Source organism: Corynebacterium sp. USCH3 (assembly GCF_037619475.1).
Taxonomy (GTDB): Bacteria; Actinomycetota; Actinomycetes; order Mycobacteriales; family Mycobacteriaceae; genus Corynebacterium.
In genome coordinates, this window is sequence record NZ_JAQPZT010000004.1 from 184,404 (window position 1) to 197,697 (window position 13,294).

The 13,294-nt window shown below is 66.2% G+C and carries 23 protein-coding genes and 1 tRNA gene; 4 read left to right on the top strand and 20 right to left on the bottom strand.

The features are described from left to right. Positions 1-7: 7 nt before the first annotated feature. The 10 genes from PQI66_RS09940 to PQI66_RS09985 form a co-directional block, all read right to left on the bottom strand. The gene (locus PQI66_RS09940; protein ID WP_339997954.1) at positions 8-400 is read right to left on the bottom strand and encodes a hypothetical protein; all 393 of its coding nucleotides are present in this window, start codon (positions 398-400) and stop codon (positions 8-10) included. Beyond that, positions 397-774, bottom strand: a complete 378-nt coding sequence (locus PQI66_RS09945; RefSeq protein ID WP_339997956.1) for a hypothetical protein — start codon at positions 772-774, stop codon at positions 397-399. Before PQI66_RS09945 ends, PQI66_RS09940 begins: the two co-directional genes overlap by 4 nt. Then, a complete protein-coding gene (locus tag PQI66_RS09950) occupies positions 764-1,087 on the bottom strand; it encodes a hypothetical protein (protein WP_339997958.1) in 324 nt (107 codons plus the stop codon). The genes PQI66_RS09945 and PQI66_RS09950 overlap by 11 nt, the downstream gene beginning before the upstream one ends. Beyond that, positions 1,084-2,031 (bottom strand): hypothetical protein, encoded by a 948-nt coding sequence (locus tag PQI66_RS09955; protein ID WP_339997959.1) that lies wholly within the window; start codon positions 2,029-2,031, stop codon positions 1,084-1,086. Before PQI66_RS09955 ends, PQI66_RS09950 begins: the two co-directional genes overlap by 4 nt. Beyond that, a complete protein-coding gene (locus PQI66_RS09960; RefSeq protein ID WP_339997960.1) occupies positions 2,028-2,306 on the bottom strand; it encodes a hypothetical protein in 279 nt (92 codons plus the stop codon). The genes PQI66_RS09955 and PQI66_RS09960 overlap by 4 nt, the downstream gene beginning before the upstream one ends. Before the next feature lie 109 nt (positions 2,307-2,415). Further along, complete coding sequence (locus tag PQI66_RS09965; protein WP_339997961.1) at positions 2,416-2,652, bottom strand: hypothetical protein; 237 nt, start codon at positions 2,650-2,652, stop codon at positions 2,416-2,418. 10 nt (positions 2,653-2,662) lie between these two features. Continuing rightward, positions 2,663-3,178: a single-stranded DNA-binding protein gene (locus PQI66_RS09970; protein WP_339997962.1), complete on the bottom strand. Its 516-nt coding sequence runs from the start codon at positions 3,176-3,178 to the stop codon at positions 2,663-2,665. Positions 3,179-3,253: 75 nt separating this feature from the next. Further along, positions 3,254-3,463 carry a hypothetical protein gene (locus PQI66_RS09975; RefSeq protein ID WP_339997963.1) on the bottom strand — a complete coding sequence of 70 codons (210 nt, stop codon included), beginning with the start codon at positions 3,461-3,463 and terminating at the stop codon, positions 3,254-3,256. Further along, entirely contained in the window at positions 3,441-3,617 is a 177-nt protein-coding gene (locus PQI66_RS09980) for a hypothetical protein (RefSeq protein ID WP_339997964.1), read from the bottom strand. Before PQI66_RS09980 ends, PQI66_RS09975 begins: the two co-directional genes overlap by 23 nt. A gap of 76 nt (positions 3,618-3,693) precedes the next feature. Continuing rightward, positions 3,694-3,972, bottom strand: a complete 279-nt coding sequence (locus PQI66_RS09985; RefSeq protein WP_339997965.1) for a hypothetical protein — start codon at positions 3,970-3,972, stop codon at positions 3,694-3,696. Between the two features lie 664 nt (positions 3,973-4,636). On the opposite strand from PQI66_RS09985, the gene PQI66_RS09990 reads away from it, so the two are divergent. Beyond that, positions 4,637-5,221 carry a hypothetical protein gene (locus tag PQI66_RS09990; RefSeq protein ID WP_339997966.1) on the top strand — a complete coding sequence of 195 codons (585 nt, stop codon included), beginning with the start codon at positions 4,637-4,639 and terminating at the stop codon, positions 5,219-5,221. A gap of 106 nt (positions 5,222-5,327) precedes the next feature. Here the strand turns inward: PQI66_RS09990 and PQI66_RS09995 are convergent, their stop codons facing one another. The 6 genes from PQI66_RS09995 to PQI66_RS10020 all read right to left on the bottom strand — a co-directional run bounded on the left by PQI66_RS09995 (position 5,328) and on the right by PQI66_RS10020 (position 8,883). Beyond that, positions 5,328-5,576: a hypothetical protein gene (locus PQI66_RS09995; protein WP_339997967.1), complete on the bottom strand. Its 249-nt coding sequence runs from the start codon at positions 5,574-5,576 to the stop codon at positions 5,328-5,330. Further along, positions 5,573-5,872: a hypothetical protein gene (locus PQI66_RS10000; RefSeq protein ID WP_339997968.1), complete on the bottom strand. Its 300-nt coding sequence runs from the start codon at positions 5,870-5,872 to the stop codon at positions 5,573-5,575. The genes PQI66_RS09995 and PQI66_RS10000 overlap by 4 nt, the downstream gene beginning before the upstream one ends. Continuing rightward, positions 5,869-6,699 (bottom strand): hypothetical protein, encoded by an 831-nt coding sequence (locus tag PQI66_RS10005; RefSeq protein ID WP_339997970.1) that lies wholly within the window; start codon positions 6,697-6,699, stop codon positions 5,869-5,871. The genes PQI66_RS10000 and PQI66_RS10005 overlap by 4 nt, the downstream gene beginning before the upstream one ends. Then, positions 6,696-7,652 carry a hypothetical protein gene (locus PQI66_RS10010; RefSeq protein ID WP_339997971.1) on the bottom strand — a complete coding sequence of 319 codons (957 nt, stop codon included), beginning with the start codon at positions 7,650-7,652 and terminating at the stop codon, positions 6,696-6,698. The genes PQI66_RS10005 and PQI66_RS10010 overlap by 4 nt, the downstream gene beginning before the upstream one ends. Then, on the bottom strand, positions 7,649-8,593 hold the full coding sequence (locus tag PQI66_RS10015; protein WP_339997972.1) for a lambda-exonuclease family protein: 945 nt from the start codon (positions 8,591-8,593) through the stop codon (positions 7,649-7,651). Before PQI66_RS10015 ends, PQI66_RS10010 begins: the two co-directional genes overlap by 4 nt. 98 nt (positions 8,594-8,691) lie before the next feature. Further along, complete coding sequence (locus PQI66_RS10020) at positions 8,692-8,883, bottom strand: helix-turn-helix domain-containing protein (RefSeq protein WP_339997973.1); 192 nt, start codon at positions 8,881-8,883, stop codon at positions 8,692-8,694. A gap of 228 nt (positions 8,884-9,111) precedes the next feature. Between PQI66_RS10020 and PQI66_RS10025 the strand changes: the two genes are divergently transcribed. Both PQI66_RS10025 and PQI66_RS10030 read left to right on the top strand, forming a co-directional pair. Further along, positions 9,112-9,537, top strand: coding sequence for an XRE family transcriptional regulator (locus PQI66_RS10025; protein ID WP_339997974.1), 426 nt, complete (start codon positions 9,112-9,114; stop codon positions 9,535-9,537). Between the two features lie 70 nt (positions 9,538-9,607). Next, on the top strand, positions 9,608-9,772 hold the full coding sequence (locus tag PQI66_RS10030) for a hypothetical protein (protein ID WP_339997975.1): 165 nt from the start codon (positions 9,608-9,610) through the stop codon (positions 9,770-9,772). 183 nt (positions 9,773-9,955) lie between these two features. Here the strand turns inward: PQI66_RS10030 and PQI66_RS10035 are convergent. After that, positions 9,956-10,029: transfer RNA gene (locus tag PQI66_RS10035), tRNA-Gly, on the bottom strand. 104 nt (positions 10,030-10,133) lie between these two features. Between PQI66_RS10035 and dcd the strand changes: the two genes are divergently transcribed. After that, positions 10,134-10,745 carry a dCTP deaminase gene (gene dcd / locus PQI66_RS10040; RefSeq protein WP_339997976.1) on the top strand — a complete coding sequence of 204 codons (612 nt, stop codon included), beginning with the start codon at positions 10,134-10,136 and terminating at the stop codon, positions 10,743-10,745. 385 nt (positions 10,746-11,130) lie between these two features. Here dcd and PQI66_RS10045 read toward each other — a convergent pair whose 3' ends face one another. Genes PQI66_RS10045 through PQI66_RS10055 form a run of 3 tightly spaced genes read right to left on the bottom strand, consistent with a single transcriptional unit; the run spans position 11,131 to position 13,274 of the window. Further along, positions 11,131-12,306: a lipase family protein gene (locus PQI66_RS10045; protein ID WP_339997977.1), complete on the bottom strand. Its 1,176-nt coding sequence runs from the start codon at positions 12,304-12,306 to the stop codon at positions 11,131-11,133. Positions 12,307-12,336: 30 nt separating this feature from the next. After that, a complete protein-coding gene (locus tag PQI66_RS10050) occupies positions 12,337-13,044 on the bottom strand; it encodes a response regulator transcription factor (RefSeq protein ID WP_339997978.1) in 708 nt (235 codons plus the stop codon). A gap of 26 nt (positions 13,045-13,070) precedes the next feature. Continuing rightward, positions 13,071-13,274 carry a hypothetical protein gene (locus tag PQI66_RS10055; protein WP_339997979.1) on the bottom strand — a complete coding sequence of 68 codons (204 nt, stop codon included), beginning with the start codon at positions 13,272-13,274 and terminating at the stop codon, positions 13,071-13,073. Between the last annotated feature and the right edge of the window lie 20 nt (positions 13,275-13,294).

Consider the following 13,294-nt stretch of genomic DNA (forward strand, 5'->3'; position numbering starts at 1 on the left):
TTGTACCTCACGCTTCCCCTCCTTCGAGTGCTTCCCGGCAGGCGCGGACGCGCTCACCCGAAGCGACCACCACGGCGGGGAGGTGCTTGTCTGTACCCCACCGTTGGACTATGTAGAGCAAGTCGCTAGCGTGCTCGGTCCGAGAATGCTGCCCCGGGTACTGGGGCGGGCGCTGCACTATCGTCTCCGGGTCGAGCGCTTCGAGTTCGGCGGGCGTGCGGATGATCTGCGGGGCGGGGGTGATCCTCAGCTCCCGGGTGATGATGTCGTGGACCCGTCGCATTTCACTCTCGGTCAGGTCTTCGTCGTTAACCTCCGCGAGGTTGATGAACTCGTACTCGGTGAGGAAGTTCCTGCCCTCGTCCTCCGCGATCTTCCGGTACTTTGCTTCGTTGCTCATTCCTGGTTCCTTTCGTAGTGCGCGGCTGCCATGAGCAGCGACGCGAGTTCTTCAGCCTCATCCGGAGTGAGGTGGAGGCTGGTGTACATGCTGGTGCGCCCCGACCCGCCACGGGAGATGGTTACACCCTCCTTGCCTGGGCGGACGTGCCCGTATTTCAGCCCCCTCTCGGGCCACCAGATGCCGTCGCGGTCCGCTGGCGGCAGGTCCGGGATCGGCCAGGTGCGGATCAGTGCACACGCTCGGTCGAGGTTGTGGTCGTCGAGGGAGGACAGATCATCGGGGCGCTCCACTCCGGCTTCGTCAGCCAGGTCATCCAGGCTGTCCCGGATGAACCCGGCCGCGATCTGCCGTAGTTCTTTCTCACTGGTCATTGGTGTGCTCCTCGGCGTAGTCAGCGGCTGCAAGGTAGATCAGTGCCCGTGCCCTCAGGGTCATGGGTTCCTCGGGGATCATCCGCCCGCCGTCGTATATCCACAGTCCGCCTTCGTCATCTGCGATTGCCTCGTCACAGTTGTTCAGCCGCCACTCGATCTCGTTCCCGACTCTCCTTCCGCTCGGCAGGTCGGGCATGAGGTGCCCGGCAATATCGAGGCTCCCCGCTATGTCTTCCCACACGTTGGGGTAGTGCTCGCTCTCCTTGAAGTATGACCGGACAATGCCCGCCACGTCGTTGATGCGGGTCATGCCGTCACCCCCTCGTGGATCACGGTCACCGGGCCGAGGGTGTCGATTACGTCCTTCGATGTGACCGGCGTCCCGCTAAGAGTCCATCCCCCGTTTAGCGTCTTGACCCAGCCTCTTCCATATTGGCTGACCACGACGCTTCTCACGGGCAGCGCGTCCAGCGCCTCGGGCCGGTCGATCACTCGGCGGGTCTCCGGCAGCAGGCGGGAGACGAGGGTGACAGCTTGGTCGCCGACATCATCGGAGCCATGTCCGCCGGGGTAGGCTATGGCCCACTCGCCCCCGGGTAATCCGTCGCGGAAGCCGATGGCCCGTCCTTCGGGGCCGATGACCTCCCACGGCTCGCCATCCGGCACGTCGGCGGGGTCGGGCAGGCCACGGTCCAGCTCGTACATTCCCGGAGGCACGTCGACTTCCACGGTCTCTGCCTGGTCCAGGTTGGCGATAGCCCTCTCGACGCGTGCTTTCGTCTCTGGGTTCCGGTCCAGACGCTCCTCCGTCAGTCGCTCCACCTCGGTATTGAGTCGGGCGAGTTCGGCGCGCTGGTTCTTCCGGATCTCGCGGTACTTGTGGAGTTCATCCTTGCGTGCCTCGTCCTGCTCCTTCAGCAGCTCCACCTCGGCACGCAGTGTCCCCGCCGTGCCCATCCACTCGATGATTCGGTGGACGTTGTCGCGGTTCTCCTTCTCGACGGCTTCCACACGATCAGCGTGCTTATTGATCCGATCCCGAATCTCCGGCGCACGGGTCGCGGCGTAGTTCATCATCCCCGCCGTCTCCCGCAGTTCGTCGGCGAGGGTCGCAGGCGGGGCGGGGACGTGAGCGCGGATAGCGCGGGCCGTAGCCTTCCACGTAGTCGCCTCGTCGGGGTAGTTCTCTGCCATATCGGCCCATTCGTGCGCCAGGCGGTCGTCGTCGGTCACGGGGGTTGGCTGGTCGGTCATCGGTTCCTCCAGAAGTCGTCCGGCACGGGCCGGTGGATGGTGGGCACGTCAAGGTCGGCGGTGTGGCTGCGGGAGTCCTCGAGGGTGAGGAGTCGGGTGTCGTGGTTGATCAGGCGGCGCTCATGGTCCGGCACCTCCACGTAGGCGACTTCCGCATGGACTGCGTCGATGAGGTTCAGGCCTCGGCGGAGTCGCCAGAGGTCGATGGCGGACCACACGGCCCACGGCACCAGGACGAGCAGGGTCAGGGTGAGGATCGTTTCGAGGATGGTCATGAGCAGATCGCCTCCAGGAGTTCGCGGATCCACTCGCACAGCAGGGGCCAGTCGATGGCGCCGACGATGCGGCCGACGCCGTCGGGGACGGTGTTTTCGGGGAGGTCGGTCATTGTTGTTCCTGTCGGACGTAGAGGGTGCCTTGGCGGACGTGGGCTTCGTACCCGTCGCCGAGCCTGTGGCCTTTGTTGATGCGCCAGGCGGTGTTCTGCGCGGTGCCGGGTTTGAGTCGAACGGGCCAGGCGTGCCAGGCGCCGTCTTCGAGCTGCTGTTTGAATCGGTCGTCGCGGCGTTTGGTGCGCTTCTGCTGATGGGTGAGTGCGCGGGGCGGGAGCTGATGGGTCACGGTCGGGCTCCTAGAAGGACGGTTCGTCGTCGAAGCCGGGTCGGTAGCCGTTGCCCTGCCCGCCGGCGTTCCACGGGTCGTCGTCGCCAGGTGGGCGCCCGCCGAAGCTGCCGGCCGTGTTGCCCTGGGGCTGCTGGCCACCGAAGTTCCCGCCCTGCCGTGGTGTCTTCGTGACCTGCGTGGTCGCGTACTTCAGCGAGGGGCCGACCTCGTCGGCTTCGACCTCGAAGACGGTGCGCTTCTCGCCCTCGCGGGTCTCGAAGGAGCGCTGCCGTAGACGGCCGGTGACGATGACGCGGTCGCCCTTGGTGAGGCTGTTGGCGGTGTTCTCGGCGGCCTGCTTCCAGATGTTGAAGGTGATGAACAGGGCGTCTCCGTCGACCCACTGGTTGGACTGTGAGTCGTAGCGGCGGGGGGTGGAGGCGACGCGGCCGTTGGCGACGGCGGCGCCGGACGGGGTGTAGCGAAGTTCGATGTCGGCGACGAGGTTGCCGACGACGGTGATTGGGGTGTCTCCCTGGGCCATTGTTACTGCTCCTGTTGTTGTGTCATGTGGTTTGTCCTGGTGGTTCGTACCCGCTTCCCCACGGATACGAGCCGGTCATCCGCGGGGTTCGCGGGAGTTGTACAGGCGGGTGACTTCCGCGTGTGCTGACCTGCGGACCCGGCCGATGGTCTGGTCGAAGGTGCGGCCGATGTCGTGCACGTCGTCGAGCTGGCCGGCGAGGTGGGCGACCCGGTCGACGAAGTCCTCGGCCGCGCACTCCAGAAGGGTGTGGATCTGTGCGTCAGTGCGGTGCGTGGTGTGCATAGCGTCCCCAGAGGTAGTAGGCGGTGAAAGCGAGGGCGGCGGTGAGCCCGGCCGGGCCGGCGAGGGTGTGGGCGGTGGCGTAGATGAAGCCGACGCTGAACACCAGGCCGAGGGGCAGGAGGATGGCGGCGGGGAGAATGTCTGCGCGTGTCATCCGATGCCGTCCTCCCACGCCACGTCCTCCGTGTGCTCGAGGCGGAAGATGTCAGCCCATGTCGGTGCGAGGTCCATCACGCCGCCTCCTTGCGCATCGCCGTTTCCTCGTCCCACTCGGCGGCGGGGATCCACTCCCCGTCGTCGGTGCGGCGCAGCCCGTACTCCTGGTCGATCGCGTCCCACTCCTCGGCGAGGACCCGCGGGTCGTAGTCGCAGCGCGGGCACTCCGGGTTCGGGACGATGCGTTCGTCGCCTTCCCCGACGGGGATGCTGGTGCACTCGCACACGGTGGGGCGAGTGCGGATGACGGCGCCGAAGTCCGGGTCGTCATCCGGGTGTTGTTGCTTGTGCATGATCTGTCTCCTTGAGGTGTGTGCTTCGGGGTGGCAGCCCCTCGGCGATAACTCGATGGTAGCAATTGCTCTCATTTCATGCAACCAATGAGAGCAAACAAGGCGCTGACCTGTGCGCGGGGGTATCAAAAACCGGGGGCCGCGAACCTTTGCAGGCGACCATTGCTCGGCTCTAGCCGACCTCCCGGATCGGGATCACCTCACCGCCAGCGAACCCGGACCGCTCCAGCGACCGCTCATCGTGCCCGCACCGAAAAACGCCGCCATCGGACGCCTGAGCCATTCCGTTGCCGTCGCATAGGGTGCAACCCCCAACAGCGGCCCTACGGCGCTCCACGGCCCGTTCTGACGCGAATTTGACCGCATCCTCGGCACGTCGACGCTCCCGAGCGCAACCCCCGCACGGCGGAACCTCCCCGACCGGCACACCCCGATGCGCCGCACACCGCGCCTCCGACGGATCACCAGGGCGGCGCGAAGCGTCCGCCGGACCCTCCGAGAATTCCTCCGGGGGCTCACCCGCATTCGCGGCCGCTCCCCGTATACGTTCCCGACCACCGTAACCACTACCGGTTTGGGGTTTGGGGTTAGTGGTTCTTGGTTCAGGGCTACCCCCACTGGACCCCCCACGGCTAGGGTCATCGCTACCCTCAATTTCTGAAATTTGAGGGTCAATCCCAGGGTCATTTGGGGGGTCAGCCCTAGGGTCATCGCTAGGGTCAATGTGGGGGTTATCGGGACCCTTACCGCGGGGGTCACGGGGAGGGTGGATTGGGGGCCGGCGGTTCATGTATTCGCGGAGCTCGTCGGAGTTGAAGCCTTTGTATTCGGGGTGGTCGTCGTGGAGGCGCCAGAGTTCGGCGGCGATGTGGTTGTGGAGGAGTGGGGATGCGACGGGTGTGCAGGCTCGGGCGATGGTGGTGCCGAGGTTGTGCTGCTTGATGGAGTGGTCGTTGCGGTGGAAGCTGCGGATGAAGCACTCTTCGGTGTCGTGGTCGATGATGAGGTAGTTGTTGGCTTCGAGCTCGTGGGCTGCGGCTTCGATGGTTTGGCGGTCCCAGGTTTCGGCGAGGGCGGCGAGTTTGGCGGGGCGCCAGTCGAGGATGCCGGCGAGGGTGAGGGTGGGGTGGGAGAGTGCGGTGAAGTAGAGGAGTTGGGCGGGGACGCTGAGGGTGCGCCAGTCGGGGTCGGCCCAGATTGTGTGTTGGATTGCGGCGTAGTTGCGTGCCATGTGGCGGCCTCCTGGTGAGTTTGCGTGCAAGGTTTTTGGGGGTATTGAAAAGTGACCCCGTTTCGGTGGGGTCAGGCCGGGTGGTTCAGGTGGGGGCGCGGTCGTCGTGTGGGGTGTCCATCGGTCACCTGATGAGGTCGAGGACCCATTGGTAGGCGAGTTTCACCTTGGGGTCTTTGGCTGCGTACATCTCGGTTTCGATCGCGTTGGGGATCCCGGTGGGAATGTCGTCGGGGGACGCTCCGACGGTGTCGATGACTGAGTAGCCGTTCTCTTCCAGGATCTCGACCATGTCTGCGATGTCGAGGCTGACGTCGACGTAGGTGTCGACGGGGACCTCGAAATTGAGCGTCTTCCGCTTCGTCTCTGTCACGGGTTGGTCACCCCGATCCATCGTCGGTGGCTGCCGCCGTTGCGCTTCTGCGCAGTGCTGGTGTGCCATCCGACTTGGCGGATCAGGCCGGCGCGGCGGTGCTGGTTGAACAGGGCACCGACCGCGTTCGGGTGGTGCGGAGTGTGATCCGGGCCGATGAGGTCACGCAGGTCGTCACCGGTAAAGGGTGTGCCCTGGCGTTCGAGGGTGGCCATGGCTTCTTCGGCGCGGTCGGCCCAGGTGCGGCCGGCGCGGGTTTCGGCGGCGAGGCAGTTGTCGAGGGGTTGGTGGTTCATGCTGCGGCTCCGTGGAGGGCGAGGTAGTGGGCGGTGATCTTCTGCCGGATTTCGGGGGAGGGTGTGCGTTCGCCGTCGGCGAGGCGGTAGATGGTGGATTGGTGTGTGCGGAGTGCTCGGGCTGCGGCGCCGCAGTCGCCGTGGTGGGCGATGATGTGGTCGAGGGCGGGGCGGTAGTCGTCGGCGTAGGCGGTGCGGAGGATGGCGGGGTTCTCGTCCGGGTTGTCGGGGTTGTCCCATTCGGCGGGGAGAGGCCAGCCTTTCCGGGTGATGCGCCGGTCTGCGGGGCGGCGGACCTGCTGCGTCTCGGTGGCGAACGCTGCGGCGACGGTCTGGTGGCGTGTGCGGCTGACGGTACTGATGCGGCACTGGTCGGAGACGATCTCCTGCACGGTCCAGGCGGGGATGCCGGTAGCCTCCTGGATCTCCCGGGTGGTCCAGCCTGCGGCTCGCCATGCGCGGAGTCGGCGGCGGGTGCCGAGGATGGGGACGAGTCCGGTCATGTCGGGCGTGGCACGCCGGAGCTTCTCGGCAGTGGCGCGGCGGAGGGTGGTGCTGGTGCCGCGGATGAGTCGGTGGACGCTGGTGTAGCCGGCACCGGTGTCGTCGGCGATAGCCTGCATGGTGGCGCCGGCGTCGATGCAGGCTTGGACGTGTGCACGGATGGGGGCGGCGGGCACGCGGTGGTGGAGGAGTCCGAGGGCGTGTGCGTGTGGCTGGCAGTAGGTGTTGTTGGCGTGCCAGGCGCGGCGTGCGCAGCCGGGGCGGGCGCACACGCTTTCAGCGGGTTGTTGCAGTGCGGTCAGCGGGTCGAGAGTGGTGGTCACGCTGCGTCTCCGTCCTGGACGATCTCGCCGTCGACGTCTTCGACCTGGGATGCGAGCGCTTCCTGCTCGGCGAGCTCGTTCTTCCGGGCGGTGAACCGTGCCTTGATGTCGCACTGCCAGGCGGGGTTCTTCTGTGCGTCCCGAGACAGGGCGGTCAGCTCGTCCTGGGTCTGTGCAGCGGCGACCAGGGCGGCCCATTCCTCCACCGTCTTGGTGTCGGCCGGGGTGGCGCCGAGGGCGCTGCCGAGACGGTCGGCGGCTGACTGTGCAGGCGACTCCGACCGAACCGGGGAAGGCTCCTGCCGCGGTTCATGTCGGCGCTGCGCGGGCTGGTTCTGGGGGCCGGCGTCCAGTACCTCGCCCTCGGCGTTCACCGTCGCGCCGAGCTCCTCGGCGGTGTACACCGCACCGGCCATGACGTCCTGTGCGCCCATGCGGACGACCTCGCTGATGGCTCGGGCGCGGAGCATGGCGGCCGGGTACTGGGTCCACGGCCCCTTGTTGCCCCACAGTCCGGCCTTGCGGGCCTTGGCTTCGTCCCAGTCGGCGCGGAAGGTGAAGTCGGGGTCATCGTGGCGGACGATCTCGGCGTGGGCTTCGGTGTCGTCGCCCCAGACGCGGAGCTTGTGGCCATGCGCCCGGACCATCGCAGCCATGAGATCAGCGGATGCTGACGGTCGGCCGTTGATGACGGCAATGGAGGTGAGGACGTGGATACGGCCGACGCCGAGGTTGTCGGCGAACTCCGCGGCGAACAGCAGGTTGCCGGGGTTCTGCCGGTACTGCTGGGGGATGAGGGTGCCGGAGGACATGGCCTGCGACCACTCCATCTTCTCGTGGAGGGCGTCTGATGCGGAGGTGGTGGCGAGTTCGGTGTTCATGGTGCCTTTCTGGGCGGCGGGGGTCAGGGCCGCCGGTGGTTGTTGCTGGCGAGTAGGGGTGGGGTGGTTCATGCCGCGTCCTCCTGCTCGTCAGGGAGGTCCGAGACATCCACGGGCCGTTGTGGTGGGTAGAAGCTGACGCCGTTCTTCGTGGGGCGGCGGTAGCCAACCTTCACCCCGCCGCACACCGCGGTCTTCGCGGTGCCCATCGCGGTGAGGATCCGGGCTTTCGCGGCATCCTCGGCTGCCTGCGCGGCCTTGGTTTGGTCACGGGCGTGGATGTAGTCGCGGGCGACGGCGGGGGAGATCTCCCACACGGAGTCTGGGACGATGTCGGGGTGCAGCTTGGCGAACACGCGGTGTGTGCCTGCACGGTCGGTGATCGGCGGGCAACCCTGGTCGTCTGTGAGGGAGTCCCAGAAGGCGTGCACCCGTTGTCGGATCTGGTCGGCCAGGGCAGGGTCGTAGTCGACGTAGTACTCGTCGTACTGGTCGACGTACGGCCCGTGCTTCACGACGTAGGTGCGGGTGACGCCGAAACCTTCGGGGCCGTGGGTCATGTGCATCGCCCACATCATCTGCGTGACGTAGTACAAGGGCACTTGGTCGGTTCCGGTCTTGCCCCACTCACCGCCGTCGCGGGCGATGGACTTCGCGTCGATGAACACCACTTCACGGTCCTCAACTGCGACGGCATCCGGGTTCGCTGCGGCCCACGGGAGGTCCGGCCGGGTGAACGTCTGCTCGGCACTGGTCTGCTCGAGGTCCGGGCGCATCTCCGTGAAGTACCACTCGAGAATCGCCGCTTCCTGGTTGTGGCCGCGGCGCATCGCTGGGGTTGATTCCTGCGGGGGCACATCGCCGCGCATCCGGTGCCATAGCTCAGCCGGTGTCTCGAACTTCGACAGGCCGAGCGCCGCGGCGATCTTGCTACCGGTCATCAGGCGCCGGTGCTCGTCGGATCCGGGGAGGATGTGCCCCGACGGTTGTTGCTGGTATGATTCTGAGTGCACTGTTCTGCTCCTCTTTGAGGGGTAAGGTGTGTGTTGGCCGCCTGGCTCCGCCGCATTCATGGGATGGCAGTCCCGTGGCGTTGAGTAGGGCGGCCCTTTTATGCGACGTTCGGGGGTTCGTAGTCGGGGAGGGACTCGAACCATCGTTCGGCTTCGTCGCGGTGGATGCGGTATTCCTTGCCGATGCGCTTGGGGTTGAGGCGTCCGGCGGCGACGTGCTTGTCGAAGGTCTGGCGGCTGATGCCGTAGGCCTTGCAGAAGTCGCTGGTCTTGTAGACGACGGGGGTCACGCGGTTCTCCTTCCTGGTCTTCGTGGACGTTTCGTGTGGTGTTGCTTGGCGTTGCATCGCTTCGTGTCCTTTCGTGTGCGATGCCACAATGGTAGCTACTGGTAGCAGAATGTGCAACCGATGAGAGCAGACGTGCCTTGTTGAGTTTGCATGCAATGGGTATATGTGCAGGTCGTGAGTGGTTTTTGGCTTATGAAAAACCTCGTGGCAGGTGGTAGCATTCCGCCCATGAGTACAGATGATGAGCTGTTCCGGTCCCGCCGCGTCGGGAAGATGGTCCGCGACGCCCGGGCGGATGTGGGACTCTCCCAGGCGGAGCTTCTCACAGCCATGGGTAAGGGAGCGGGCTACCGGATGTGGATCCGCGAGCTCGAGAGCGGGGTGCGCGAGCGCACCGGGGAAGCGACCGTGCTCACCGTGGAGGAGTACGACAAGCTGGCAGGCCTCCTGAATATTGATGTCGTGGATCTACTGCGGGCCGCGGGGGTGCCAAAGACAGAGTGGACCGATTTATCGAACAGTAGTTCGAACAGTGCTAGTGTGGTTCGCATCGACGCCACAGGCCTGTCCGACCGGCAGGTTAGAGTCGTCGAAGAACTGGTGAGAGAGCTACGGAAGGTACCGGATGACGACACAGAGGCCGGCGGACGATAGAACACAACATCGAACAGACTTTGACCTGCTGGTCATCCCAAACAGGGCCCTGGTTATCGCCGGGGACCACATGACCCCCACCGACATCGACCAAGCTCGATCCGACTGGGATGCCTACGGAAACGTCAAGGCGCTCGACCCCTCACCCCGGTGGACCATCGCCCTGTGCAACCCCAAGGACGGGCTGGGCCGCATCCATGCGGTGATGCAGATCCCCACCCACGCGGTCGCATGACCCCGCGCAGCAGAGAAGCCCCGGCCGAGATAGCCGGGGCTTCAGTGGTTCTACAGCGGGGGTAGGCCCGTCCGCGGCGTGTCGGAGTCGCTCCGAACCGGATATTCTCGACTGTGCGGACCTTGGTCCTGACTAGCAGGCCACCGCTTCGACAGAAAACGGATGACCATGCAGGTCAAGTAGTGGAGCCGATGACGGGAATCGAACCCGCGTATTCAGCTTGGGAAGCTGATGTTCTACCATTGAACTACATCGGCGCTTGTGCTTCTGCGGTTGGGCTTTCGCACTGCCGATGACTCTAACACAGTCCTGCGGTGGGGTGAGACAACGGGGTGGGTGCTGGTCCGCTAGGGTAAGTGACGTGCTTCTTTCCGACCGAGACATCCGCGCAGCCCTCGGTTCAGGTGACCTCGCCCTGGACCCGTTCGACCCGACCCTGATCCAGCCGTCGAGCATCGACGTGCGTCTCGACCGCTACTTCCGGGTGTTCAACAACTCCCGCTACACACACATCGATCCGCGCCTGCCGCAGGAGGACCTCACCACCCTCGTCGAGGTCGGTGACGGCACCGGAGAGGACGGAACTCCGGTCAACGACGGTGGTGTCGCGTCCGAGGCGTTCATCCTGCACCCCGGCGAGTTCGTCCTCGGCTCGACGCTGGAGTTCGTGACAGTGCCGGACAACCTCGCCGCCCGTCTCGAGGGCAAGTCGTCGCTGGGGCGCCTGGGCCTCCTCACACACTCGACCGCAGGTTTCGTGGATCCGGGGTTCAACGGGCACATCACCCTGGAACTCTCCAACACCGCGAACCTGCCGATCGCACTGTACCCGGGGATGAAGATCGGTCAGCTCGCGCTGTTCAACCTCTCCAGTCCGGCGGAGGCGCCCTACGGTTCAGGTCCGCTGGGGTCGAAGTACCAGGGGCAGCGTGGGCCGACGCCGTCGAAGGCCTACCTGAACTTTCGGAAATAGCCCGGGTAGAAGAACTGAGGGGACGGTTTCCGAGCACGGAGGTGCCGAGTTCCCCGACTCGGCGCATCTGTGCTCGGAAACCGTCCCTGTCGCTGTGGTGTTGGGGACGCCCCGCGACCGCCCGGCTCCGGACACACCGCACCCCCGGAGGCATTGCCGCCGGGGGTGAGGTGCTGACGTTTCAAGAGGAGAATGCTCAGCTGCCGTATACGCGTCCTTTCACCGGGGTGGGTGGGTCTGTCGCTTCATTCACTGCGTTGGCTCCGGTGACCACCGTGATCATGGTGTCTCAGCGACCTCCGGAGGCGCTGACATTCAATCTACGAGCCGTGGATTAAAGAACCATGGCAACGCGGTGCGGTGTCACTGGAGCCTTACTGCGGCGTCACTGCCGTGGTGCAGCGGTCGCCGCCGTGGCGAACTCCAGCGCCTGCGGCAGCCCGTCCGTCCATCCGGCATGCCCGGCGGGATCCCGGTCCACCCGGTAGGTCACGTCCTGCCCGTTCGTCCGGGCCGTCGCCACCAGGTTGTTCGTGTACGGCATCGGCGAGACCATGTCGAAGGCCTGCTGGTAGATGAACACCGGTGCGTCCCACCCGGTGGTCGGCAGGTTCAGGTGCCGTGCCAGAGCCCCGGACAGCGGCCCGTCCGACAACGGGCGGGTCACCAGGTCGCCGACCGTTGTCGAACCGATCGCCTCGGCCATCTCCAGGTAGTTGAGCTCCTCGGCGGCGTCGACCAGGTCGCGTCCCTTGGCGGTGAGGTAGTCGTCCAACGGGAAGTCGGGGTCGGCGGCACGGAACCCGGCGAGGACGTAACCGAAGTACGTCATCAGGTCAGGCTGGGTGACCTGCATCCACGGTGCGACCTTCGTGATCTCGTCGGCGACGCCGGCGGGTACACCGCCGGCAGTCGCAGCTGCCAGGTGGAGCTCGGGGGCGTACTCGCCGACCATCGACGCGGCGGCGACGGAGGCGTGTCCGCCCTGGGAGTAGCCGTTGGTGACGAAGGTGGTCGAGACGTCGGGGGAGACGGTGGTGGCGGCGCGCACCACGTCGATCATCGCCGCACCGGCGCTGCGGGTGTTCAGGTAGGGGTGGACGCCGTCGGTGCCCAGGCCGACGTACTCGGGCGCGGCGACGGCGAACCCGGCGTCCAGCCATTTCGCGAGGTACTGGTCGCCGGTGTTCTCCTCGCCGACCCAGCCGGTGTAGCTGACGTTCCTGTCCCCCAGTCCCTGGGTGCCGTGGCCGTAGGCGACGACGGGCCAGCCGCCGTCCGGTGCATCGCCGTCCGGGAGGTAGAGCGTGCCGAGACTGGTCGCTGCACCGCCGTCGGGGCCGGTCGTGGCGTACTCGAACAACCATCCGCGGGAGGCGTGGGTGAGGACGAGATCCTCGGGGAGGTCCTCGACGGTCACGGGTGTACCGGGAGCGGGCCGGGAGATCTCCGCTGTTCCGGCGCTCGCGGGAGAGACGGCTGTGGTGGCCGCGACGGTGGAGAGGGCGAGGACGGCCGAGGTGACCAGGGCACGGGGCGAGGTGGGCCGCAGAATCGTCATGCGGAGAAGAATAGCCTAGGGAAGCCTAAATTACCGCCGGAGGTCGTCGGGGCGGAAGCCGGCCTCGGTGGCGAGGACGGCGAGCTGCACGCGGGTGGACGCGCCGAACCTCCCGAGCAGCTGTGAGACCTGCTTCTTCACCATGCTCGACGAACGACCGGTCTTCCGGCTGATCTCGGCGTTGGACAGTCCGACGCACACCAGGGACAGGATCGTCTCCTCGGCCGCGGACAGCCGGGGGAGCTCCGGGGCAGCATGCTCCGGGACGGCCGGGACAGGTGCCTCCTGCTCGGGGGTGAGGTGGCGGACCAGGTTCGACGCGGGTTGCGGGCTGACCACGGTGCCGCCGCTGGCGGTCGCCAGGACGGTGTCGATGATGAACTCGGGCCGTGAACTCTTGAGGATGTAGCCGCGACCGCCGCGGGCGAGGACGGAGAGCATGGTCTCCTCCTCGTCCAACGCGGTCATCGCGACGAAGACCGGGGGCTCGGGGAGTTCGCGGATGCGTCCGAGCAGTTCCACCCCGTCCATCCCGGGGAGGTGGATGTCGGCCAGGACGACGTCGACGGGGTTGTCCTCATGGCAGGCGTCGAGGATGTCGAGTGCGTGCTGACCGGTGGATGCTTCGCCGACGACGTCGACCTGTTCCCCGGCGGGGGAGCCGAAGTACAGGCGGAGTGAGGACAGGACGAGTGGATCGTCGTCCACGATCAGGAGACGGACAGGGGTAGCGGACATGTCAGGCAGGGTGCGGGTGGTGTCTCTCAGCGGTTACGGCACCAGGGCAGATTGGGCTGGTACTTGCAGCTGAAGATGTCCGAGATCGCCCGCTTGGTGTCCGTGAGGGACGAGGAGCCGGTGGCGTCGGCGCTGGCGGCACCGGTCGACAGCCCTGCGGTGAGGGCGACGGTCACTGCGGCGAGGACCAGGCGGCGTGCGCGGGAAGGCGTGGGTGACGGAGAGGGCATGAGAGCTCCTGGAATCGGTG